Annotated in this window: 18 protein-coding genes; 3 read left to right on the top strand and 15 right to left on the bottom strand. The window is 43.3% G+C overall.

All coding sequences use genetic code 11. The features are described 5' to 3' along the window. Positions 1 to 23 precede the first annotated feature (23 nt). The 7 genes from AWH66_RS22220 to AWH66_RS22190 form a co-directional block, all read right to left on the bottom strand. Entirely contained in the window at positions 24 to 842 is an 819-nt protein-coding gene (locus tag AWH66_RS22220; RefSeq protein ID WP_063603414.1) for an ABC transporter permease, read from the bottom strand. Then, a complete protein-coding gene (locus AWH66_RS22215) occupies positions 839 to 1,762 on the bottom strand; it encodes an ABC transporter ATP-binding protein (protein ID WP_063603415.1) in 924 nt (307 codons plus the stop codon). Before AWH66_RS22215 ends, AWH66_RS22220 begins: the two co-directional genes overlap by 4 nt. Beyond that, the gene (locus tag AWH66_RS22210; RefSeq protein WP_240495650.1) at positions 1,759 to 3,084 is read right to left on the bottom strand and encodes a nitrous oxide reductase family maturation protein NosD; all 1,326 of its coding nucleotides are present in this window, start codon (positions 3,082 to 3,084) and stop codon (positions 1,759 to 1,761) included. The genes AWH66_RS22215 and AWH66_RS22210 overlap by 4 nt, the downstream gene beginning before the upstream one ends. Positions 3,085 to 3,155: 71 nt before the next feature. Next, a complete protein-coding gene (nosZ, locus tag AWH66_RS22205) occupies positions 3,156 to 5,048 on the bottom strand; it encodes a TAT-dependent nitrous-oxide reductase (RefSeq protein WP_083400107.1) in 1,893 nt (630 codons plus the stop codon). Positions 5,049 to 5,121: 73 nt separating this feature from the next. After that, a complete protein-coding gene (gene nosR, locus AWH66_RS22200; protein WP_063603418.1) occupies positions 5,122 to 7,239 on the bottom strand; it encodes a transcriptional regulator NosR in 2,118 nt (705 codons plus the stop codon). A gap of 252 nt (positions 7,240 to 7,491) precedes the next feature. Beyond that, the gene (locus AWH66_RS22195) at positions 7,492 to 9,114 is read right to left on the bottom strand and encodes a peptide ABC transporter substrate-binding protein (RefSeq protein ID WP_063603419.1); all 1,623 of its coding nucleotides are present in this window, start codon (positions 9,112 to 9,114) and stop codon (positions 7,492 to 7,494) included. Positions 9,115 to 9,490: 376 nt separating this feature from the next. Then, positions 9,491 to 10,108 carry a TfoX/Sxy family DNA transformation protein gene (locus tag AWH66_RS22190; RefSeq protein WP_083400106.1) on the bottom strand — a complete coding sequence of 206 codons (618 nt, stop codon included), beginning with the start codon at positions 10,106 to 10,108 and terminating at the stop codon, positions 9,491 to 9,493. A 447-nt stretch (positions 10,109 to 10,555) separates the two neighbouring features. On the opposite strand from AWH66_RS22190, the gene AWH66_RS22185 reads away from it, so the two are divergent. Together AWH66_RS22185 and AWH66_RS22180 are read left to right on the top strand one after the other, a co-directional pair. Next, a complete protein-coding gene (locus AWH66_RS22185) occupies positions 10,556 to 11,224 on the top strand; it encodes a hypothetical protein (RefSeq protein WP_063603421.1) in 669 nt (222 codons plus the stop codon). A gap of 117 nt (positions 11,225 to 11,341) precedes the next feature. After that, positions 11,342 to 11,731 carry a nuclear transport factor 2 family protein gene (locus AWH66_RS22180; protein ID WP_063603422.1) on the top strand — a complete coding sequence of 130 codons (390 nt, stop codon included), beginning with the start codon at positions 11,342 to 11,344 and terminating at the stop codon, positions 11,729 to 11,731. A 1-nt stretch (position 11,732) separates the two neighbouring features. On the opposite strand, the gene AWH66_RS22175 is transcribed toward AWH66_RS22180, so the two are convergent. From AWH66_RS22175 to AWH66_RS22160, 4 genes are all read right to left on the bottom strand, one after another. Continuing rightward, entirely contained in the window at positions 11,733 to 12,977 is a 1,245-nt protein-coding gene (locus AWH66_RS22175) for a quaternary amine ABC transporter ATP-binding protein (RefSeq protein ID WP_063603423.1), read from the bottom strand. Further along, positions 12,977 to 13,870 (bottom strand): ABC transporter permease, encoded by an 894-nt coding sequence (locus AWH66_RS22170; protein ID WP_006070440.1) that lies wholly within the window; start codon positions 13,868 to 13,870, stop codon positions 12,977 to 12,979. The genes AWH66_RS22175 and AWH66_RS22170 overlap by 1 nt, the downstream gene beginning before the upstream one ends. 167 nt (positions 13,871 to 14,037) lie before the next feature. Next, positions 14,038 to 15,048, bottom strand: a complete 1,011-nt coding sequence (locus tag AWH66_RS22165; protein ID WP_063603424.1) for an ABC transporter substrate-binding protein — start codon at positions 15,046 to 15,048, stop codon at positions 14,038 to 14,040. A gap of 91 nt (positions 15,049 to 15,139) precedes the next feature. Next, the gene (locus AWH66_RS22160) at positions 15,140 to 16,021 is read right to left on the bottom strand and encodes a DMT family transporter (protein WP_063603425.1); all 882 of its coding nucleotides are present in this window, start codon (positions 16,019 to 16,021) and stop codon (positions 15,140 to 15,142) included. Between the two features lie 93 nt (positions 16,022 to 16,114). On the opposite strand from AWH66_RS22160, the gene AWH66_RS22155 reads away from it, so the two are divergent. Further along, a complete protein-coding gene (locus AWH66_RS22155) occupies positions 16,115 to 16,996 on the top strand; it encodes a LysR substrate-binding domain-containing protein (protein ID WP_063603426.1) in 882 nt (293 codons plus the stop codon). A 47-nt stretch (positions 16,997 to 17,043) separates the two neighbouring features. On the opposite strand, the gene AWH66_RS22150 is transcribed toward AWH66_RS22155, so the two are convergent. The 4 genes from AWH66_RS22150 to AWH66_RS22135 all read right to left on the bottom strand — a co-directional run bounded on the left by AWH66_RS22150 (position 17,044) and on the right by AWH66_RS22135 (position 21,692). Then, positions 17,044 to 17,940 carry a hypothetical protein gene (locus AWH66_RS22150; protein ID WP_063603427.1) on the bottom strand — a complete coding sequence of 299 codons (897 nt, stop codon included), beginning with the start codon at positions 17,938 to 17,940 and terminating at the stop codon, positions 17,044 to 17,046. A gap of 165 nt (positions 17,941 to 18,105) precedes the next feature. Then, entirely contained in the window at positions 18,106 to 19,305 is a 1,200-nt protein-coding gene (locus AWH66_RS22145) for a porin (protein WP_063603428.1), read from the bottom strand. Between the two features lie 410 nt (positions 19,306 to 19,715). Continuing rightward, entirely contained in the window at positions 19,716 to 20,948 is a 1,233-nt protein-coding gene (locus tag AWH66_RS22140; protein ID WP_063603429.1) for a porin, read from the bottom strand. A 345-nt stretch (positions 20,949 to 21,293) separates the two neighbouring features. Then, entirely contained in the window at positions 21,294 to 21,692 is a 399-nt protein-coding gene (locus tag AWH66_RS22135) for a hypothetical protein (protein WP_063603430.1), read from the bottom strand. Between the last annotated feature and the right edge of the window lie 50 nt (positions 21,693 to 21,742).

Below are 21,742 nucleotides of genomic sequence, written 5' to 3'. Positions count from 1 at the left end.
TACGGAATCCTTGTGTAGGGGCTTTATAGGTGTTTTTGTCGGAAGATAAAAAGAGAAATGGTCAATGGAACCGCTATCCAAGCAAACATGACCATCAGCAAATTCAAAGTGGATAAGCTGCTGTTTATGGCGACAGCTAATACGCCATTGACATCGCTATTGTGTAGTGCGGAGAGGTTAATTAGACGGAAAAGATCGGCAGGGTTTAACAACATAATTTGAACTAATACCTGCTGATCAAGGACTTCATAGCCACCTACCAGAATGCCCAGCAATATGAGATCAAATATCAGTACAAAGAATAGCCAAACTAACAACGCCGCTCCCGCAGCTTTGGATTTCTCCGATACCAGCAAGCTAATTAAATAAGCCAGTGTGATGAAACAAAGACCTAACAGGCTTGATGTGACGATAAACAATGTAAACGCACTGGCGATAGACTGATGCGCTGTCGTGGCGCTAAGCAATACTCCGGCTGATCCGAAACCCAAAATGGTTGATAGCGTGATGATACTCCCTTGACCTATAAACTTACCGAGTAACAATTGAGCATGGCTGATAGGGTAGGTCATAAGAAGTAGCAAGGTTCCTGATTCCTGCTCTCCAACAAAACTGTCATAGCACAATAACAGTGCAATCAGTGGAATGATAAACACAGATAGACTAGATAGGCTTGCAATCGTGGTTGAGAGTGAAGGGGTAGTGAGTTGACCTGACGCTACGCTTCCATAATAGCTTATGCCGATAGACAAGAACGCAAAGATCAATGTAATCGAGATGAACCAGCGGTTTCGTAAGCCATCTTGAAACTCTTTAAGAGCAACAGCAAAAATAGGGTTCATGACTTGTACTCCTTAGGCTGGTTCGCTTCTGAAGGTAAGTGAAGAAAATGCTGGTATATTTGTTCTAGGTTAGCGGGCTCCATTTGAACATCGCTTAGTGACTCATAGGTAAGTAGCTCGCGTAATACCTGAATTTTATCTTTGTTGGGTACTGAAAGCTGATTGTTTGATGTAGCAAAGGACGACAAGAGTTTGTTGGAGTGAATAGCACCGTTTAGACCAGTTGCTCTTATCGTTGTTGGCAACTTCGCTTGTGTTCTTAGCTCATCAAGTGTTCCGATGGTGATAGCTTTGCCTTTAGACAAAATCAAAGCTCGGTCAATGTGTTGTTCTACTCCAGGAAGCACATGAGAGCAGAGAAGGACACTTGCACCACCTTTCTTTAATCTATCTACGCTTTGGTAGAACTCTTGGGTAGCAATAGGATCAAGCCCTACCGTTGGCTCGTCAAGTAATAGCAACTTGGGTTCACCTAAGAACGCCTGAGCTAAGCCTAATCGTTGCCTCATTCCTTTGGAGTAAGTTTTGACTGGTCGCTTCGAGGCGTCAGCTAATCCAACTTGGGTCAGCAATTCCTTTACCTGACCTAGTGGTGCAGATTTCAAACGAGCGAAATAGGTGAGTACTTCCAACCCAGTAAGCTGCTCATAAAAGCTAACATTTTCAGGCAGATAGCCAATCTGTTTTCGGCTCTGCCACGCTTGTTTCGTCGAGGGGTCTGTACCAAATACGTTAACTTCTCCTGCTGATGCCTCAATAACGCCAAGAATGAGTTTCATCGTAGTCGTCTTACCCGCGCCATTGTGACCAAATAGTCCGAGGACTTCGCCCGGTTGAATGGAAAAACTGAGATTATCTACTGCGTGGAGAGACTTATATTGTTTGCTAACGTTATGGAGCTGAACGATGGCTTTACTCATAAATGGCTCTCTTGTATTGGTAATGAAACAGGGTGGGACAGCTGTTCTAGTTCTGTGGAAATATCTAGCGGTGACATCAATGGGAAGGAATCTTTAACACCCGATGGTTTTAGTACAGGAAACTGTTTTTGAATCCAACGGAGCAAAATGATCGCAGGGCTATCGAGAAGAACTTTTGACTCGGGATACTTCCAAACGACTTTATCAATACCGTCATTTGGTTCAAAAGGTGTGTCTCCTCTTGAGTTGTTATCTAAATCCCAACCAAGGTAGTTGCTCCAGTAATTTCCCTGTCCTTCTATGCTCCATTCTTGCTCTTGAGTGGAAACGTATTTCACTTGTACAGGATTGTTGATAAAGCTGTTGCCACTGACTTGAACGTTTTCAGAACCAGCGGTTAGGTGGATACCTATTTCGGCCGTATCAATAGTGTTGTAGCTGATTTCATTGTAACCAGAGTTATAAACAAACAGTCCTTTGCCTTCTCTCCCGATAACCTTGTTTTCAGGCTTGGTCCATATGTTTTTGATTTGGTTGTAGCTAATGGTGGAATGAGTGATGAAATTCATTAACATGCCATAATCTTCGTTATCACGGCTGGTGTTACCTAAAACAGAAAGCTGTTTAGAGCTCATTAAGGCGTAACCCGCCCGTGTATTGTAAGCAAGATTACCGATAACCCTATTGCTATGAGAATACATATAATGAATACCGTATCTCAGATCATGCATGGTGTTGTTACGGAGCTCAGAGTGTTGGCTTGAAATAACGTAAAGCCCATCGCGAGTTTGCGAGATGGTGTTATTGCTGACATAGGCGTGTTTTACAGTAGATAACTGAATGCCGTTGCCTCTGTCTGCCGAGCGAAGTGAAGGATTACCGACAACTATATTGCTGCTAACAGTGATGTTTTGAGCTCGTTGAATCCACATTCCAAAGCCATCACCTTTAAGCTTATTATTGATAATAATGAGGTCTTTGACCGCTTTATCGGAATAAATGCCGGCATTTTGGTCTGTAAGATTACCTCCCCAGTTGACGATGTTTAAGTTAGAAATCTTGATGCCTGAGTCTGTGAGCGTTAGAGCGTTGCCTTTTCCACCCGCGTCAATAGTCGCACCCTCGTTACTGGTAAGAGTGAGTGGTTTAGAAACGGTAAAGTTCCCCTCATAGTGTCCTTGTTTTAAAACAACAGTATCACCTAGCTCGGCTCGATTCAGAATTGCCTGTAAATCATTATTTGGATGTACTGCTGTTACTGCGGAGAATGCAAAACCGTGATAGATGAGCGTAACTATGAGTAGCCAAGAAGTATGCTTCAATGAATCCATCCTAATGTTGTGATAATACTAGGTAGCTCCCTCAGCAGTGAGGGAGCTTGATGAAGTCGCGGTTATGCCTCCACTAACATTCGACCTCGCATTTCCATATGGAGCGCGTGGCAGAACCAATTACAGTAGTACCATTGAACTCCTGGCTTATCTGCGACGAAAGTAATAGACGCAGTTTGTTGAGGGCTGATTTCCATTTGAACGCCATGATTTGTCATACAGAATCCATGGGTGACATCTTCTATGGTATCGAGGTTTGTTACTACCACAGTGACAGTATCACCCAACTTGACCTTGAATTCGTTCATACCAAAGGTCGGTGCTACTGACGTCATATAAACACGAACTTTATTGCCATCTCGAATAACTTTGTTATCTGTCATAACGTTGACACCATCACGTTTGGCCATCTCTACGGTTTCGGCAAAGATAGGATCGTCACGGGACCACAGTTTGCTTGGTTTGACTTTACTACGGTGAATAATGGTTCCATCATGAGGTTCAGCGAAAGTTGGTCCATCATGTACCAACTTCATTTCTTCACCCGAAATATCGATAAGTTGGTCGTTCTCAGCTCTCAACGGGCCAACAGGCAAGAAACGGTCTTTAGAGAACTTACAGAGAGACACAAGCCATTTACCATCCGCATCACGAGTCTCGCCACTAGATGTACTGTTGTGTCCAGGCTGATAGTGGACATCAATTTTCTGTTTGATGTAGTTAACTTTTTCACCGTTGTAGGCTTTGATAGCTTCTTCTAAGTTCCATTTTGCAATTTGACTATCTAGGAAAAGGGTGGTGTAGGCAAAACCGCGATTATCAAACGCAGTATGCAGTGGACCAAGTCCAAGTTCAGGCTCTGCGACAATGGTATCTCTTGGTTGGATCTTATCGTTAAACAAGTCGTCAAGTTTCGCGGTGGCAATGACAGAAACGGTTGGTGAGAGCTTACCATTAGCGATAAAATACTTACCGTCTGGTGATGTGTTCATACCATGCGGTGATTTAGGAACAGGAATGTAGCGAGTTAGGGTAGAACCTTTGCGTCCATCAAGTACGGGAACATCGTTACCGTTATAGGTTTTGAACTTGCCAGCTTTTAACGCTTCTTCACAACGGGCTAAGCTGAAAACCACCACATGATCGCGCTCGGCTGTTATCATTTCGCCTAAGTTCATTCCCATTTCTGAGTTATAACAGGTTGAAGCAAAGTACTTACCGTCATAATCGGCATCCGTGTTATCGAGGTTGCCATCGACCATAACCTGAAATGCCACTTCCATTTTCTCCGCATCTATCACATTGAACAGAGAACGGTAGGTGCTGACATCTTCCAATGTCGCTTTACCGTCGTTATTCATTGGGATCTCAAATTCGCTGTTGCAGATAACGTATTTGGTTTCGGGTACTTTCTGTACACGAAGGCCATGAATCGCTTGAACATTAGGAATGGTGATCATTTTGTCAACTTTCATGACGTCACAGCGAATACGAGCAACACGGGAATTGGCTTTGTCATTAATAAAGACATATTTACCGTTATAACGACCATCGGTCATACTCATGTGAGGGTGGTGGGAGTCCCCTGACATGATGTGTGCGCTGTCACCTTTAATTCGTTTACTTTCGTCAGTAAACCCCCAGCCTGTCGCACTATCGGTATTAAAAACGGGGATACGCATAAGCTCGCGCATAGAAGGGATACCGAGAATACGAACCTCACCGGAGTGACCACCACTCCAAAATCCATAGTATTCGTCCATTTCGCCGGGCTCAACATATGGACTGTTTCCAGCTTCTGCTGCTTGAGCTTTAGCCATGGAAGCAAACATGGCGGCAGACATAGGGGCTACGGCAACACCTAATCCTATTGCGGCACTGGTTCCAAAGAATTTCCGTCGGTCAACATTGACCGGCAAATTGTCTTTATTGAGGTTTTTGTTGTCATCGCTCATGTGAGTCTCCATTCATTATGTGTAGGGCTGATACATGTAGCTGCCTGCAACGAGTACTGCGACACCTCGCCACTTAAGGGATTTCGGTCACTGGGATATCAGCATTTCTCTGTTTCCGTTGTTTATATGCCTGTTTTTTCAATGGTGGACATTTACCATCGTTGGAATAGGTAATTTGGCAATCTAGACAGTAGTGGCATTCGCGCATATTAATTTCACCATTGGGGTGAATTGCCTGAATCTCGCATTCTTTCGCGCAAATTTTGCAAGGTGAGCCGCATTCAGGGCGACGCTTGAGCCAGTCAAATAGACGAATACTGTTAGACACTGATAGTGCAGCCCCTAACGGGCAAAGGTAGCGGCAGAAGGTTTTGCGATTGAAGATATTGACTGAGAGCAACAGTACTGCCCACAAGACGAATGGCCATTCACGGTCGAACTTTAGAAGGAACGTTGTTTTAAAAGGTTCTATCTCCGCAAATTGCTCGGCAAGTGCAAGAGAATCCAAAGAGAGTGCAAACAGACCAAGCAATATTAGATACTTAATTGCCCAAAGTCGTTCATGAATAGCCCAAGGAAGTTCAAACTGAGGGACTTTTAAGTAGCGTGCACATTGGTTGATGAGTTCTTGAAGCGCACCAAATGGGCATAGCCAACCACAATAAACTGCACGCCCCCACATCAATATAGTGACGGCCGCAGCACACCAAAGAATGAAGATAATGGGGTCGAGCAGGAACAGATCCCATGAGAATTGTGTCATCAGCGCATTTAGGAAGGTGAATACGTTTACCACAGAGAGTTGACCACCCCAAATCCAGCCTATAAACACGACGGTGATGACCAAGAAACCATGGCGAAGACGATGCATAAGTGTTGGGTGCTGAACCAAAAGATCTTGGAAGAAAAGTATGAGTATTAATGTGCTAATAAGTGCAAAAAGTACGATGACTTTTACTTTATTCTCGAGCCAGACCTGTTCCGTCAAAGACAGTTCTGGTTTGATAATAATGGGTTCAGGCGTATCAACGTATTCAGGCAGCGGTGCATAGTCACCTTTAAAACTGGTAAACACACTGTCAATAGCACCTAATTGGCGGCGTACAAGTAACTCAACTTGCCAACTCGCACCGGGATCGAATTCATGATGTGCTTGTACCCTAAAAATCGACATTTCATGAAACTTTGGTGCACCGGGTATGTACAGATCCAAAACCCGACGGTGGTCTAAATCACGAAAAGAAATCTCGTTATCGTTTTGATGAACTTGCAGTCGATCAAAAATACCACCTCGGACATAACCAGAACCTTTATATGAGTAACCATTACCAAAAATCGCGATTAGATGTTCATCTGGCTTTAGATCTTTGATTAGCCATTGGTATTCCTGTTCGCCAAATAGGTTTTTACCGATTGTTGGGATATCAGCTAATGTGTAATAAAGCTCAGCAAAAGTTTGCTCAGTTTCATCATCTTTAACGCGTTCAACATTTTCTGCATCGGTATCATTAAATGCCTCTTGAACGGCTCCTTTGCGAATTAATAGTTTTCGAATTGAACCGTCTCCAGTCAGCTCAAGCCAGTTTTTCACAGAGTAGAGGTCGCGTTTTATAGTGGATTTTGGCTGAATAATATTGCTAAGGGGTTTCACTATTCCGAGTGATTCGGCAACTTTCGTGGCAGCTTTAGTTATAGCGACATTCATTACCATTACTGTGACTGTAGCGCCGGATAGACCATCGATAGGAACATAGTTTGCGTTTTCTTTACCACCCACTTTAATGCGGTCTTTGACCGATAACCCGACATATTGATCGCTAAACTCCCATAATTTGCTTTCAGGAATACCAGCTAAAATGATGGGCTCATGATGCTCTAGTACTTTTGATGCCAAGTACTCACCGTGAGGATCGATGATAACAAGCATATTCACGGGTTCGCCAGAATAGGCAGGAATACTCGCAATATCATTGGTCTCGAAAGCATACCCGATAATATTGTCATCCTTGCTAATCGTTCTGACTAAAGGCTCGCCTTGTTTGTCAGAGATAGATGTGAGGTCGGGGAACATTTGCTGTATGAGGGGGATTGGGTCTTTTGGCGGACTAACAAATAATGCAAAACTGTCGAAGCTTACGAAAAGAAGTGCAAGTAACTGGCACACTAGAGCTCGGGTAAATTTCCTCTGCATAAGCGCTCCCTAGTCATCCATCCTAGTGTTTACCAACAATTAACAACAAAATATTTTGTGCGTTAGTGTTAGTAGAGATGCGGTTAGACTAGAGGTTGGTTAATAGCCTGTTTTTGATTTAAATCAATATTGAATAAAATGAAAGCTATCAATAGATGAAATGTTGCATGCGTTCACATAAATGTAAAAAATATTTAATGGCATAATCGGTAGAATCAGATGAAGTCTACCGATTATGGATGGAAATACAGACTAAGGTGCTACAAAGTACATATCTTTAGCGTAGATATTGCCCTTCGGGTTATTAATAGGGAAGCCCTTCAGAGTGTTTCGAACCAGCCGAGTATGCTTGTAATAGTAAAGCGGAATCATTGGAGCGGCTTCGGCGAGTATGGTTTCTGCTTGGTTGAACAGTTGGTAACGCTTGGCTTTATTTGCGGTTACGCTAGCACGTTGCATTAGCTCATCAAACTTCGCATCACAGAAGCCACTTTCGTTTTCAACGTGATTACAAGTGTAGGAAGCTAACACCGAGGATGGTTCAGCATAATCTCCAAATGACCATGAACGCGCTATCTCAAAATCTCCTAGAGATTTAGCTGAAACATACGCTTTCCATTCCATGTTTTGCAGGTGAACTTTGACGCCAAGCGGTTTCCACATGGAGGCGAGGGCCAATGCTATCTTTTTATGGTTTTCACTGGTGTTATAAGTCACCGTAAATTCGAGTGGTTTGTCTTTGCTATATCCAGCTTCCGCTAACAACTGTTTTGCCATTTCCAAACGTTGTTGCATGCTCTTATCACTGTATGCCATATGCGGGGCATCGTAATTTGGAATGATAGATGGAACTGGTGTATAAGCAGCGACTTCTCCTTGACCAGTGATCTTCTCAACCAGTATGTTGCGGTCGATAGCAACGGTAAGGGCTTGTCGAACTTTGGCGTTATCGAACGGCGCTTTTTGGGTGTTGAAAGAGTAGATGTACGAACCAAGTAGTGGCAACCCTTGGATTTGAGATGGATCTTCTTTAATCAAACGTTGATATTGCTCCAACTGAATTCGGTTGGTCATATCAATCTCACCTGATTGATAACGCACAAGTTCAGCATTTTGAGAAGCAAGTCCAAGATAGGTCACGCCATTAATGACAGTGTGTTGGTCGTCCCAATATTGTGGGTTACGTTCCACTTCAACGTACTCATTAGGTACCCACTTAACCAACTTATAGGCACCATTGGTGACCATGTTTTCTGGACGAGTCCACTGGTTACCGAACTTAGTTACTACCACTTTAGGAAGAGGGAAGAAGGTCTTCACACTCATTAAGCTTAAGAAATACGGTGTTGGTTTGGTCAATTTTACTTCAAGTGCAGTGTCTGTCAGCGCTTTTACACCCAATTCAGAGGCTTTAACGTCTCCCGTTAAGATAGCGCCAGCATTAGCGATGTTGGCGGTCTTGAAATAGTGGCCTGTGTTGTTACCAGTACTAGGATCTACCGCGCGTTGCCAAGCAAAGACAAAGTCTTCTGCTGTTAGCGGTGAGCCGTCAGACCATTTAAGATCTTCTTTTAGTTGGAAAGTCACCGTTAAACCGTCGTCGGAGACACTCCAAGACTTGGCTTGGCCGGGAATCATATGCCCATTTTGGTCCTCGATAATTAACCCTTCAAACATATCATTGGCAATAATGTCGCCCGGCATGCCTGAATTAACGAAGGTTGGGTCGATAGTGCTAGGCTCGGCCCCATTTCCTCTAACAAGATATTGCTCACTTGCTAATATCGTCCCATCAGGAACACTGGCAGAGAGTGCATGAAAAGAAGTTGCGGCAAGTAAAGAGGCAATGGTGATGGGGAGCGTTTTTTTGTTCATTGAGTACATCCTATACGTAAAACTTTGTCCGTAATAACTCCCATTTATAACTAAAATTGTCTCCTATTTAAACAACTCAACTACAATTAACCTCAATAAATTTAATGATTTAATTTATAAATTAGTACAGTGGAATGTGATTAAACTCTGATAACCTATGCATGACGGGGCTTGATCTACATTTCGAAACAATTGGTCATCGATTGAAGTGGGTTTGCAATCACTTGATAAGGTTATTCGCTATCGAACCACTGAAGCACGTGGTTTAATAACGGCATGTGCTTAGTTGTCCTGTCCACTTTCAATTAACACATGCATCCAACATAGACATTGTATTAATGTTTTGCCCTGCAGTCTTTGGCCGCAGGGCGTTTTTTTAATGAGCAAGATAGTCAGAGTTTGCTTGGCGAGAAAGCGTCTCTCGCAGTGTCTCTGGAAGGATACTCCAATGGATGCCTTCCAACGCACCGGCGATATAAAACAGTAAGTTGATCCCCGGCTGTTTGTCTTGGCTACCACACACTGCTTTATACGCATTCACGGGACCTTGCTCTCGTAATTCATCTATGGAATGGATACCCGCCTTACGTAACATTCGCTCCGTCTTGTATTGCATATTAGGAAGGTCTTTGATGCGCGTGGGTGTTTCTTTACGCCTTTTTTCTTCCAAACCTACACTCCAAACTTCTTCGCAGAGCTTTGCTATTTGTTTATCGCAATGCTTTACAGCTTCAGGAATGGAATAGTAACTAGATAGGCTAGGGTAGTTGCGAGATGATGAGCGCCAGTGAAACTCGTATGGCATACACCCTAATTGCGAAAATTCGTCCTTAAACTTACTATTCGGCGCTCTAAGGTAGAGCTTGTTGCCCTTTATTAGTGCAAACATCACACCATTAGACAGAACGCCTTTCCCGCCAAATACAGAACGGATGCTTATCTCTTTAAGCTCAGTGTACGCCTGTATTGAGTCTACAAAGTTATCTAACATCATCTCTCTCCTTGAATGTGTTACGAATAGTGCAATTTGCGCTTTCGATAAGAAACTGTGATTACATTTGCATTAATTGTTCCAGATTCTTAGCCGTTACAAATTTTATGAGAGTGAGGTTGGAGTTATAGAGCGGTTAGAAACGATTTTAACGTAGAGATTCTTCGTTGTTCATAAAACTGAAGTGTGACTTTGCTAAAACGTAAAGAGGCAAACCGTGAGCAGCGAACAAGTTAAGCTCTAGTTTTTGATGCAAGTTTGAGACAGATTAGTTTTCATTCTGTTTGCTACTTACTTGAATAATGAATCGCAGCTACATTCATTAGATTACGTGTTCAGAACGTTTGTTGGTAAAGGCTTTACTGAGGTGGCTTAAGTTTGAAGTAAAGGTAACTTGTTTTAGGTTGTCGAATGCTTCAATGTAATTTCTGAATATCGTGAGGAATGGAAATGCTCAAGCCCTGCACCGTTCTAACATGGACTGATAGTCAATTGATAACGCCTGAGACTTCGTGGGTTCTGACCCATCGTCATTGCTACCCTCATTACGAACAGCTCGTACCAACCAATGCCCTATGTGAGCTAGACATCTATCTTAGACTACACCGATACTTTACCGAACCTTGTGGTGTCGTTGACCCTAGATTTCCGATTTTGGCCTTTTCATATGGAGAAGGCAAAGAGGTCAATCAACTCATTGCCGAGCAGGTCATTATCATTATGCTCAGCCAGCCAAGGATTCAAGCCTTCCTGCAGTGGGAAATTTGCGACATTGTTCTAGAGTCTCAGCCAAGTTTTAAGTCGCGTGTTACTTCCATCAAGTTCGGGCCTAACGAGACTTATATGACGACCAAAGAAGTCGCCTTGAAGGCTATTCAGTATACCCAAGTTCGCAAGGTGAATATTGTTGCTCAACTCTGGCACGCGAGCCGTTGTATTCGTCAGGCTGAAGAATGCGGTTGGCGTTGTGTTTCCTTGCGTGGGGTCGATGCTTTTGCTCCAAACGATCCACAACCTTGGGTTCGCCATCCGTTGTCTTGGTTGTTAAAAGAAAGTCGATATCGTTATACCGAGTCTCAGGAGGGTAGTTTCGCCGTTCAACCTGGTACGACGGTATAGCTGCCGTCATATCATTCGCTTCTTATAAGTCCGATCTCTCAAAATGCATTTTACTGTATGGATATACATATCCCTATGCGCTAACTTATGACTAATAACAACGCGTAAGGTAGATTTATGGAAAACGTTAAACAGGTAGTAGAAGCGTATTGGCGTGCAATGGAAGGGAATGATTTCTATTATGCAAGTGAGTGTTTAGCAGAAAGCATTGAAGTTCATTGGCCTCAGTCGAATGAAAAAATCGTAGGAAGAGAGAACTTTGCTGCGGTAAACACTGAGTATCCCGCTAATGGGTTATGGCAGTTTGATATTGTTTCTATTGTTTCTATTGTTGCAGACGGCAATATGGTCGTTACCGATGTTAATGTCACTGATGGAAAGATCAAAGCAAAAGCCATTACGTTTCATACCGTTGTAAACGGAGAAATCGTTAAGCAAGTAGAGTATTGGCCGGACGATTATCCGGCGGCAGAATGGCGCAAACGCTGGGTTTGCGCCATTAATTAGGTTAGGCTGCGCCCTTTTTTGGCTCAGACGTTTCCTCTTCCGAGGTTTCATTTTCGCTGGTGTTATCACTTAGCACATCAGCAAGCGTTGACTTAGATAGGTGGCCTTGAAGGTCACCGTTGTCATCCACAACCGGAAGAGGGTGATCGTTATCCAACGTTTCTGGAATCACTTCCTCTAATAGAGCATCGCTTTTCACCGCTGGGACATCGTCCAACATCTCATCAGGAATTTCCTTATGGTAATCAGAGCGTTCAACTTGCTCCAACGCTTCTTGGGTGATGACTCCTTGGTATCCTTCATCAGTGACAACGTAACCATAATCGTGTTTTGAACGACGCATTTGTGTCAGCGCTTCTCCCAGAGTTTCGGCGGTAATGCGCGAAATAGGAGGTTGCATCACTGTCTCTACGGTTAACGCACGCGCACGATTAACGTCTTTAACAAAGGCTTCTACATAGTCATCCGCTGGGTTCAGCAATATATCGACAGGTTTATCTTGTTGAACAACCACACCATCGCGAAGAATGGCGATGCGGTCACCTAGGCGTAGCGCTTCATCCAAATCGTGAGTGATAAAGATAATAGTCTTGTGCAGCTTTTCCTGCAGTTCGATCAGTTGGTCCTGCATTTCGCTGCGGATTAACGGATCGAGTGCCGAGAATGCTTCATCCATTAACAGGATATCGGCATCGGTACATAGGGCGCGAGCAAGGCCAACACGTTGTTGTTGTCCTCCTGAAAGTTGGCTAGGGTATTGCTCCTCATAGCCTTCTAAGCCTACGGTCTTAATCCATTCTTTTGCCTTGGCTAAGCGATCTGTTTTGCTTAAGCCTTGAATATGTAGACCATATGCCACGTTGTCGATGACCGATTTATGTGGAAGCAACCCAAAGCGCTGAAAGACCATTGACATCTTATGGCGGCGAAAATCTCGCAAGTCCTTATCGGATAGTTTCATTACGTCAGAGCCATCAACAATAATCTCACCTTCAGAAGGGTCGATAAGGCGGTTAAAGTGACGAATCAATGTGGATTTACCCGAGCCGGAAAGTCCCATAACGACGAAAATTTCGCCAGGGTAGACATCAAGGTTGATGTCTTGAAGTCCGAGAGTATGGCCAGTACGCGCCAGTAGCTCATCTTTAGTCTCACCGTCCTTGACGGCTTGTAAGTATGACTTATCTTTGGGACCAAAGATTTTATAGAGGTTCTTAATTTCAATAATCGGTTGAGGCTGAGTCATTATTCTCTTCCTCCTAAATGAGCTTGAGTACGTTTAGCGTAGCTTTGAGAAACACGGTCGAAGATGATAGCGAGTGCTACGATCGCTAAACCGTTGAGTAGACCAAGAGTGAAATACTGGTTGGTAATTGACTTAAGTACAGGCTGACCTAGTCCCTTTACACCAATCATGGATGCGATAACGACCATTGCTAGTGCCATCATGATGGTTTGGTTAATACCCGCCATGATATTCGGCATGGCTAGCGGTACTTGAACACCAAATAGACGCTGCATAGGACTTGCACCATAAGCGGTTGCGGCTTCTAGTACTTCTTTATCAACTAAGCGAATCCCCAGATCTGTCAAGCGAATGACTGGTGGGATCGCATAGATAACCACGGCGATAACGCCAGGTATTTTGCCAATACCTAGTAACATAACGACTGGGATCAGATAAACAAACGCGGGCATGGTTTGCATAATATCCAGTATTGGTGTGATGACGGCGCGTGCTTTTTTAGATTGCGCCATAATGATACCTGTGGGTATCCCAAGCGCTATAGCGACAAAGGTGGAGACGAGAATAATACTCATGGTTCTCATGGTATTGTCCCACATTCCGAAGAAGCCGATTAGAAAGAATGCAATCCCAACTGAAGCGCTGAGCTTCCATGAACGACTAGCCAAATAGGCAAGGCCGACCAAAATACCGAGGATCAGCCACCATGGACTAGAAAGAAGCAGTTTTTCAAACCAGATTAAAAAACTTAAGAGAGGATCAAAGATGGATTCTATGGCGTCGCCATATTCGCGAGAGAAGTCGCGATAAGCACCGTCGAGGGTTTTACGAATATCGAGTAGTTGTTTTCTATCGAGCTGAGGTATTTCACTCAACCAACTGGCATTAGACATCTGTTACTCCTTGATTACTTCTGCCATTTGAGAAGATCCCTATGTTAGGGATCTTCTTTTAGTTTGATTGACGCCAACGAGTGCCATCATGGCGAGTGTTGGGTCAATCTCTGACTCTAATTTGCCTCTAAATCCGAAGAGGCAATCCTTCTAGAGCTTTATTTCTTTTACAGTGCATCAACAGCTTTTTGTACTTTTGCGGCTACGTCTGGTGACAGCCAAGCTGCCCACGTATCTTTGTATTCCTTCATAAAGTGCTCTACGGCATATTCACCATCCGCTTGCTCGTCTTCCATCCAAGCTAGTAGGCCATTCATTTGAGCATTGGTAAACTCACGCTGTTTGAAGTACGCCATTGCGTCTGGTGACTTCTTGGCAAAGCTATCGGTAACGACCGTTTCAACGGCTGAAGGTGGGTACATGGTTGGTTTAGGGTCTAGACATTCCTCTTGGGTAATACAGTCTTTGAACATGGTCTCGTCAACACCGCTGCCGAAGTCTACTTTGACCATTTTGTATTTACCAAGAACCGCAGTCGGTGCCCAGTAATAACCAAACCACGCTTCTTCGCGCTCATAGGCTTTCGCAATCGAGCCTGAAAGACCTGCACCTGAGCCAGGGTCAACCAGTTCAAATCCGGCTTTTTCCATGCCTAGCGCGTTGAAGAGATTACCGGCTGAAATTTGGCAATTCCAACCTGCTGGGCAAGTATAAAATGCTGACTTACTTGGATCTTCAGGGTGTGTGAACTTCTTCGCGTTGGCGAGTACACCTTCGATTGTTGCGAGAGAAGGATCTTGTTTGACCATATACTCAGGAACCCAGAACCCTTCTTCACCGCCATCGGTAAGTGTGGTTCCTGCGTATTGAATCTGACCTTCCTTAACACCGAGATCTAAGGCTTCACGCATTGAGTTACTCCAGAACTCAGGTGCGATATCAGGTTGTCCTTTTGAAATCATGGATGCGCCTGTTGGCATGGTATCGCCGGGAACAAGTTCTGCATCACAGTCAAAACCGTGTTCCAGAATAAATTTATCGATGTTGGCGATGAGTGTGGCTGAATTCCAGTTCATGTCAGCGATAGTGACAGTACCACACTCGTTTGCGGAGGCTGTTTGAAGACTTGATGTAGCTAAAAGAGATGAGAACAATAACGTCCTAGTTAAGCGTTTCATAGTGATTTTCCATTTCAGAGTTCGCTATTAAGTATATGAAATGGAAAAAATATTACAAATTGCATTCACAAACTGTTCACATTGCTGTGAGCTAGGTTTCAACAATCGCGGTCTCTTTATGCATTCGTTTGCGCTTCTTCTCATGTTTGGTTAACCAGACAATAGGAACGACAATCATCAAGGTACCAATTGCCATAAAGATATCGGGGACTTCACCAAACCACAGCAAACCCACTGCCACTGCGCCAATCAAACCGCTGTATTCTGCACTGGCGATTTTGTTGCTATCCACAGAACGATAGGTCAACACGCAGGTCGCCGCATAAATCAAAATAAAAGTGCTTGATGCGGCGGCCACTGGAAATGAACTCCAGTCCCAAGGTTGACCTTCCATGTATGCCAAACATAACGAGACTGGCATTCCAACAAGGTTAGTGACGAGTAACGTGTGTACGACAGATTGCTGTTTAGGCAGCTTGCGAATTAATAGGTTGTTTACCGCAATAGTAAGCGCAACCACTAAGGCCGATAAGGCGGCAAAGTCGACTTGATCAGGCCTTATAATGACTAACACACCGGCAAAGCCCATAACCGCTGCCGCGATGGTTTGGCGCGATAGTTTCTCACCGAAAAACAGACCAGCTAAAGGTAGCATCATCAGCGGCGCTGCATAGAAAATAGCATTAGCTGTTGCCAACGGCATCGATGAAATGGCGTAAACCATAAATATGGCACCAAACAACCAAACGTGCGCGCGCAGTGCATGCCACTTCAAACCTTCGGTGATGTCTTTTGGTTTACTAAATAGGAAAAAAGGCAACAAGATCAGAACGGCTGACAACTGACGGAAGAAGACAAACTGAAATACAGCGACGTCATTACCCACACTTTTAATCAGTGCGTCTGACAAAATAGCAATTTGATTACCAAACACGAGCAAAAGCATCGCTACGCCGACTGTCATTGGTTTCATGTTTATTCTCCTCTTCCACTTTACGAGAGCATACGAGATGTCCTAGGATGAAGTGAAATGATAAATATTCACTTAGTATGAGATATTTAGATAATGAAACTTCCTCCGTTACGTGCCGTCCATTGTTTTGAATCTGTAGCAAGAAACCTCAGCTTTTCACTTGCCGCTGAAGAGCTCAATGTGACCCAAAGTGCCATCAGCCATCAGATTCGTTTGTTGGAAGAGTATTTAGGCGAAGTGTTGTTTATTAGGCAGGGGAGGAAGCTGTCACTATCTCAGATTGGCGAAAGCTATTTGGAAGAGATTAGCCCCGCCGTTGCGTCTATTGCTAAGGCCAGCCAGAGAATTAGAGAAGGGGAGCGTGGCACGATCCGTTTGGCGCTCTACAGTTCGTTAGCCGTAAAGTGGTTGATTCCAAGGTTGTCTGATTTTAAGCGCCTGTATCCAGAAATCGAGCTGACACTGAACATGGTGGCGGAAGACCCTGAGTTATCAGATAACATCGGTGATTGTTTTATTACGGTAGAGAAACCAAAAAGGAACTTTGTCGCCGAGCCATTGTACAACGAGATTCTATACCCTGTTTGCAGCCATAAAATATGGAAAGAGATAGATGGAAAAAACCTTCCTGAAGCGTTGTGGAACTATCCCATCTTGTCGACGGATTCAGTATTCAGAGAAAGAGGTAAAGACTGGCTAAAATGGTGTCAAGCAGGCGGTATTACCATGCCAAAAGACCTAGATATGCAGCACTTTAGTCATATGTTGTTGGCCGTAGAAGCGGCAAAGTATGACCAAGGAATTACGTTCGCCAATGGTTACATGATGACTGAGCGAGACTTACAAGATTTGGTCGTGATCCCTTCACATGGATTGGAAACGGGCGACAATTTCTATTTTGTTTACAAAAAGAGTCGTGCCCGACAACCGGAAATTAAGAAGCTGGCAAGTTGGTTACAACAGCAGTGTGGTTAGCGTTCTCCCTAGTTCGATTAGGAAGAACGCTTAGTGTATTTAACGTATTAGGCTGGCTCTTTCACTTGCTTAGTGACAAGAAGTAGCTCATTGACTTTATTGATAGAGAAGGTTTTGTCGACCGCTAAGGTAAACTCGCATAATCCCACTTTAATGATGAGCGCGTTTAGTTCAGGGAAGTGAGGATGAGGCTCTAGTGATACGTTTTCAATCAAGCCTATTCGAATAAAGGTGTGACCGAATTTATAGTTGGCATCTTTAACATCAATAATATGTTTACCTTGGTTAGCGATAATCAAATCAACGCCATCGGTCATGATCATTGAGCGCAACAGTTTGTACTGTACGAAATTATGGTAAAGATCCATGATGCTCGTGCGTTTTCTTTCGGTGAGCATCATCTCGCTTTGGTAAGCCAGTATGTGCAGCGGTTCCAACAGCTTTTCAGTGCCGCAATAGAAACTGTATGTCACTTTGTCCAACAAACTCGCGTCATTTAGTTCTGTAGAAATAGGGTAACTGGTTCTAGGAGAGACGATTTCACGCAATAGTTTTATCACATGGCTGGCAACATCTTGAGACACGAGGTTGTATTTGATGATCATCTCACCTTGAATCGATTGAAGGCCAATGTAGTTGTCGAGCAAGTCTCCACCATGTGTGAGGAACAGCACATCGGTGTACCACATTTTCTCTGCTTGAATGCGCTCACCATCAATCTTCAAATGCATGATGAAATCTTGTTGAATGATGACAACTTCAGGGTAAAGCAACATGCCTGGCTTCATATTTCTACGTTCTTGATGCACAGGGATCTTAAAGCTGTATACCGCGTCTTCAAAAAAATGCTGTTGTTCAGAGAACTGGGGTGGAATGTCTTCTTGCGATTTTATTTCGATCAACCAGGGGCCAAACTGGTCATACTCTTTCTTTAGATCGTACATACCTACCTTCCTTGTTGTCTATTATTTGCTCAATATAACTCTATGTAAAATAATAGCAGGTTGTTGTGATCTTACTCGAAAGACCACCAATAAATGATGGTGATTTGAATTGTTTTATGTTGTGGAGCAGAGGCTAAACTGCTCCACTTTGTTTATCCCTAGTCTTTAAAACAACACTGCTGCTCCTAAGAATAAATGATTAGATGAGCCGCGATAGTCGGTCGGTTGATTCGTGTTCCAGTTTAACGTGTCGTTGAGGGTGACATCGTCTCTATAACCCTCAACATAGATTTCCCCCCACGGGACGGGAGCCCAAGCCGCACCCAAATTAATCATCGCTACTTTAGTATTGGTCTTGCTAGCCAGATCATCTTTGTCTAACGCCCATTCATAGCTGCCGTAGAGACGAATATTTTCAGTCACATATAGGTTAGCACCTAGACCAACATTATCCGTGGTGCCTTTGAACGCCGGATTGGTTGCGCCATCTTCAGACATAAATCGTTCGTAGCGTCCGGAGACAGAGAGTAACCCCTCAGAAAAATGATGTTCAAAAGCAACGGCAAACTGCTTAATGGTTGCATCCGTTGCGGTCAGGCTAGCACTTGGGTCTGGTATACCAAGCAAGTCGATAAACTCGCCATTAATATGATTGGCTTGGTTATATGCAGCTGCTACGTAAGTACCGAAATCAAAAGTATAGGTTGCAGCGGCACCAAAGCCATTATCTATGGTGATAGTAGGGCGCGTCGCAACAGGTGCATACACGGAGCCAAAGTTAAGGCCATTACCAAACGAGATTTGGTCCTCATTACGACTGGCTTGATATTGCAGTCCAACATAGTAATTCTCGGACTCTTTTGACCACACGACAGTATTCTTGGTTCGTCTGCTACCCAGCTCATCAGACTGCATCATATTTAGGCCGCCAGCCCAGTATGCGTAATAGCCCTTGTCTGTTTTCATATAAGGGCTTTCTTGGCGACCAATGGTTACTTGACCATAAATATCATGGCCGAAGCCAACATAGGTTTGGCGCTGCTGTAATGCAATGTCCGATGTATCTGATTGAGTGCCAAAGTTAACATCCCATTCCAGCTTCACGAGACCTTTAAACTGCCCATGAGTGTGGGAGATATCGAAGCCCAAATATGAGCCTGGATCTTCTACGTGGATAACATCACTATTGTAGTTGTAGCCATTGGCGTTACCCATGGCGGTAGTTGAGTTGTAATCATAACGGCTAAGCTGTGCGGCTATCGCCCCGTAAATTGATAGCTCAGTGCCTTCATCGTTGTAAAGCTCTATTGCATTGGAAGAAAAAGTTGCCAAAAGTGCTAGGAAAATAGGGTTCAGTTTAGTCATGTTTCTTAAGCTTATAATTAGGTGTAAAAGTCTCTGCCTACGTTTTAAACGCTAGCGTGTCATAGTATTTGATTATTGTTTTAAAAATGGCTTTGTTTGAATTTGTTATATTTTTGTTTAAGTTCCAATATTCCTCTTGATTAGGTGGTTGATTGACCGGAGTTTAATTAAATTGCGTAGAGTTATTCATGGTATAAATCACAACTTATAGTTTTATAAGTTTTTATGTAATTAATTAGGCTATGGTAATGACTCTTACTTATAGAATTAATGAATGGATTAGGGTTGAGGGGAGTAAAGAAATCTGTCGGTGATTTAGGTATGTTGAAATATCAAGGGTGAAATGTGGTTGGAATGTAAAAATGCCTCCTGAGAAGGAGGCATTAAATAGGTCACGTTTTAGTCACTGTTTAGAAGAAAACAGCTGCGCCTAGGAAGAAGTGAGCGCCTTTGGATTCAGTGTCTGCTGGAGCAGCGCCAGTCTCATAGTTAATGCTGTCGTTAAGCTGTACGTCATCGTAGTAACTTTCTAGATACACTTCACCCCAGGCGACTGGCGCCCAACCAAAGCCGATATTGTATATATTTGCTTCAGATTGCGTTTTACCTGTCAGGTTGTTGTTTTCTTTAGCATATTCATAACTTCCGTAGATTCGCATTGATTCCGTAAAGTAGAAGTTAGCACCTAATCCGAAGTTGTCAGTTTTACTGTCGAAGATTGGGCTGTTACTACCATCTTTTGCTTCGAAGTGCTCATATCGTCCGGATACAGAAATCGCCCCATCCATAAAGTGGTGCTCAGCAGCCAACGCATATTGTTTCACTTCAGCGTTGTCGGCTGTACCAGTGGCGCTGCCTAAGATATCAATGAAATCACCATTGATATCATTCGCTTGGTTGTATGCAGCAGATAAATAGGTACCGAAGTCAAACGTATATGCTAAAGCGCCACCGAATCCATCTTTTATTTTTATCTTTGAACGAGTTAAACCATTCGCGTCGATCGAGCCACCGACGATAAAGGAACCAAAGTTTAACCCATTACCGAAAGCAATTTGCTCAACATCGCGTCGCGCTTGATATTGCAATCCTACGTACAAATTATCGAAATCATTTTGCCAAACGACAGTATTCGGAGAACGGCGACTTCCTAGTTCGTCAGACTGCATCATATTTAGACCACCAGCCCAGTATGAGTAATAGCCTTTATCAGTTTTCATATATGGGCTTTCTTGGCGACCAATCGTCACGGTACCAAAGTCCTCGTGGCCGAAGCCGGCGTAAATTTGTCTTGCGGTAAGTGCCTCTAAACTATCTCCATATCCATTAACGTCTGTTTGAGTCCCGAAATTAACATCAAACGCTATCTTAGCTACACCTTTAAACTTTCCTTGTGTATGACTGATATCAAATCCAACATATGACCCTGGATCTTCGATAAATGTAGAGTCACCGTTAAGGCCATAGGCATCATCTGATCCCATTGGTGTTGATTTATCATAATCATACTTACTAACTTGTGCAGCAATCGCACCATACATAGTAAGTTCAGTGCCTTCATTATTATATAATTCAATAGCATTAACTTGAGACGCAGCAAATACACTTACCGCTAATGTAGAAAGTTTGAATAGACTTTTCATAGTTATTCCCTTTTTTATAATTTCCGTTTTTTGGATAAAACAATCCCCATTCAAAAATAAATTCATTTTTGAATACCACTATTAGGGGACATGGTTTGAAGCAGATTAATTATGCTTTGTTGATTGTTTCCTACTTTATTAATAAATGCGTTATTTATATTTAGTGTAAGATATTTTTTTCAAACATGTGTTTAACCTCGGTCACATTTATAGGACCGATGATTGCTCATGTATAGGTTAGTTAGATAGAAGGAGGTGCGTTCTTTTTATAAAACGAATAGTTGTTAATGAAATGTTATTCTTGGTGATGTTTCGGTAATAAAGTTGAGGGGTTTTTGAGTGGATTCATAACTCAGCAAGCGAAGTCAGTAGTCGTTTCATTCCTGATTGGTCCAAATATCCATCTGGCTTTTTGGTCGCGCGCAAATATTGATAAGCAGTGATGCGCTTACGATGCTCGAAAATGTCCTTTTCAGCCAGCCGAGTACCGTTAACGGCATCGTAGGCCAGTTGGTAGGCTTCCATATCGACAACCTCTGCTTGGCGGTACAGGTATCCGCATCCTGTCGCTAACCATTCGAGTGAGCAGTTAGCTTTCATGGCTATTTGGTTAGCTTTTGCTAAGCTTGGTTCACTACCTTTTAAGTATTTGCGAATGAGTGCTTCTGATAGTTCGACACGTCGAGCAAATCCACTAACACTCTCTTGTCCAATCAATTCTTGTAGTCTGTCTGCAAAGCTCACAACTTCGTACTCTAGTTCGTTTTTTCGAAGTTTACCCGTTGAGAGCTAGG

The organism is Vibrio barjaei (genome assembly GCF_001639065.2).
Lineage (GTDB): Bacteria > Pseudomonadota > Gammaproteobacteria > Enterobacterales > Vibrionaceae > Vibrio > Vibrio barjaei.
The sequence above is the reverse complement of the archived record's forward strand: the minus strand, read 5'-3'. Positions and strand labels throughout refer to the sequence as shown.

Excerpts from the sequence above, each read along its gene's own strand:
- AWH66_RS22220 (WP_063603414.1), bottom strand. The coding sequence starts at position 842 with ATGAACCCTATTTTTGCTGTTGCTCTTAAAGAGTTTCAAGATGGCTTA.
- AWH66_RS22215 (WP_063603415.1), bottom strand. The coding sequence starts at position 1,762 with ATGAGTAAAGCCATCGTTCAGCTCCATAACGTTAGCAAACAATATAAG.
- nosZ (WP_083400107.1), bottom strand. The coding sequence starts at position 5,048 with ATGAGCGATGACAACAAAAACCTCAATAAAGACAATTTGCCGGTCAAT.
- nosR (WP_063603418.1), bottom strand. The coding sequence starts at position 7,239 with ATGCAGAGGAAATTTACCCGAGCTCTAGTGTGCCAGTTACTTGCACTT.
- AWH66_RS22195 (WP_063603419.1), bottom strand. The coding sequence starts at position 9,114 with ATGAACAAAAAAACGCTCCCCATCACCATTGCCTCTTTACTTGCCGCA.
- AWH66_RS22190 (WP_083400106.1), bottom strand. The coding sequence starts at position 10,108 with ATGATGTTAGATAACTTTGTAGACTCAATACAGGCGTACACTGAGCTT.
- AWH66_RS22185 (WP_063603421.1), top strand. The coding sequence starts at position 10,556 with ATGCTCAAGCCCTGCACCGTTCTAACATGGACTGATAGTCAATTGATA.
- AWH66_RS22180 (WP_063603422.1), top strand. The coding sequence starts at position 11,342 with ATGGAAAACGTTAAACAGGTAGTAGAAGCGTATTGGCGTGCAATGGAA.
- AWH66_RS22175 (WP_063603423.1), bottom strand. The coding sequence starts at position 12,977 with ATGACTCAGCCTCAACCGATTATTGAAATTAAGAACCTCTATAAAATC.
- AWH66_RS22170 (WP_006070440.1), bottom strand. The coding sequence starts at position 13,870 with ATGTCTAATGCCAGTTGGTTGAGTGAAATACCTCAGCTCGATAGAAAA.
- AWH66_RS22165 (WP_063603424.1), bottom strand. The coding sequence starts at position 15,048 with ATGAAACGCTTAACTAGGACGTTATTGTTCTCATCTCTTTTAGCTACA.
- AWH66_RS22160 (WP_063603425.1), bottom strand. The coding sequence starts at position 16,021 with ATGAAACCAATGACAGTCGGCGTAGCGATGCTTTTGCTCGTGTTTGGT.
- AWH66_RS22155 (WP_063603426.1), top strand. The coding sequence starts at position 16,115 with ATGAAACTTCCTCCGTTACGTGCCGTCCATTGTTTTGAATCTGTAGCA.
- AWH66_RS22150 (WP_063603427.1), bottom strand. The coding sequence starts at position 17,940 with ATGTACGATCTAAAGAAAGAGTATGACCAGTTTGGCCCCTGGTTGATC.
- AWH66_RS22145 (WP_063603428.1), bottom strand. The coding sequence starts at position 19,305 with ATGACTAAACTGAACCCTATTTTCCTAGCACTTTTGGCAACTTTTTCT.
- AWH66_RS22140 (WP_063603429.1), bottom strand. The coding sequence starts at position 20,948 with ATGAAAAGTCTATTCAAACTTTCTACATTAGCGGTAAGTGTATTTGCT.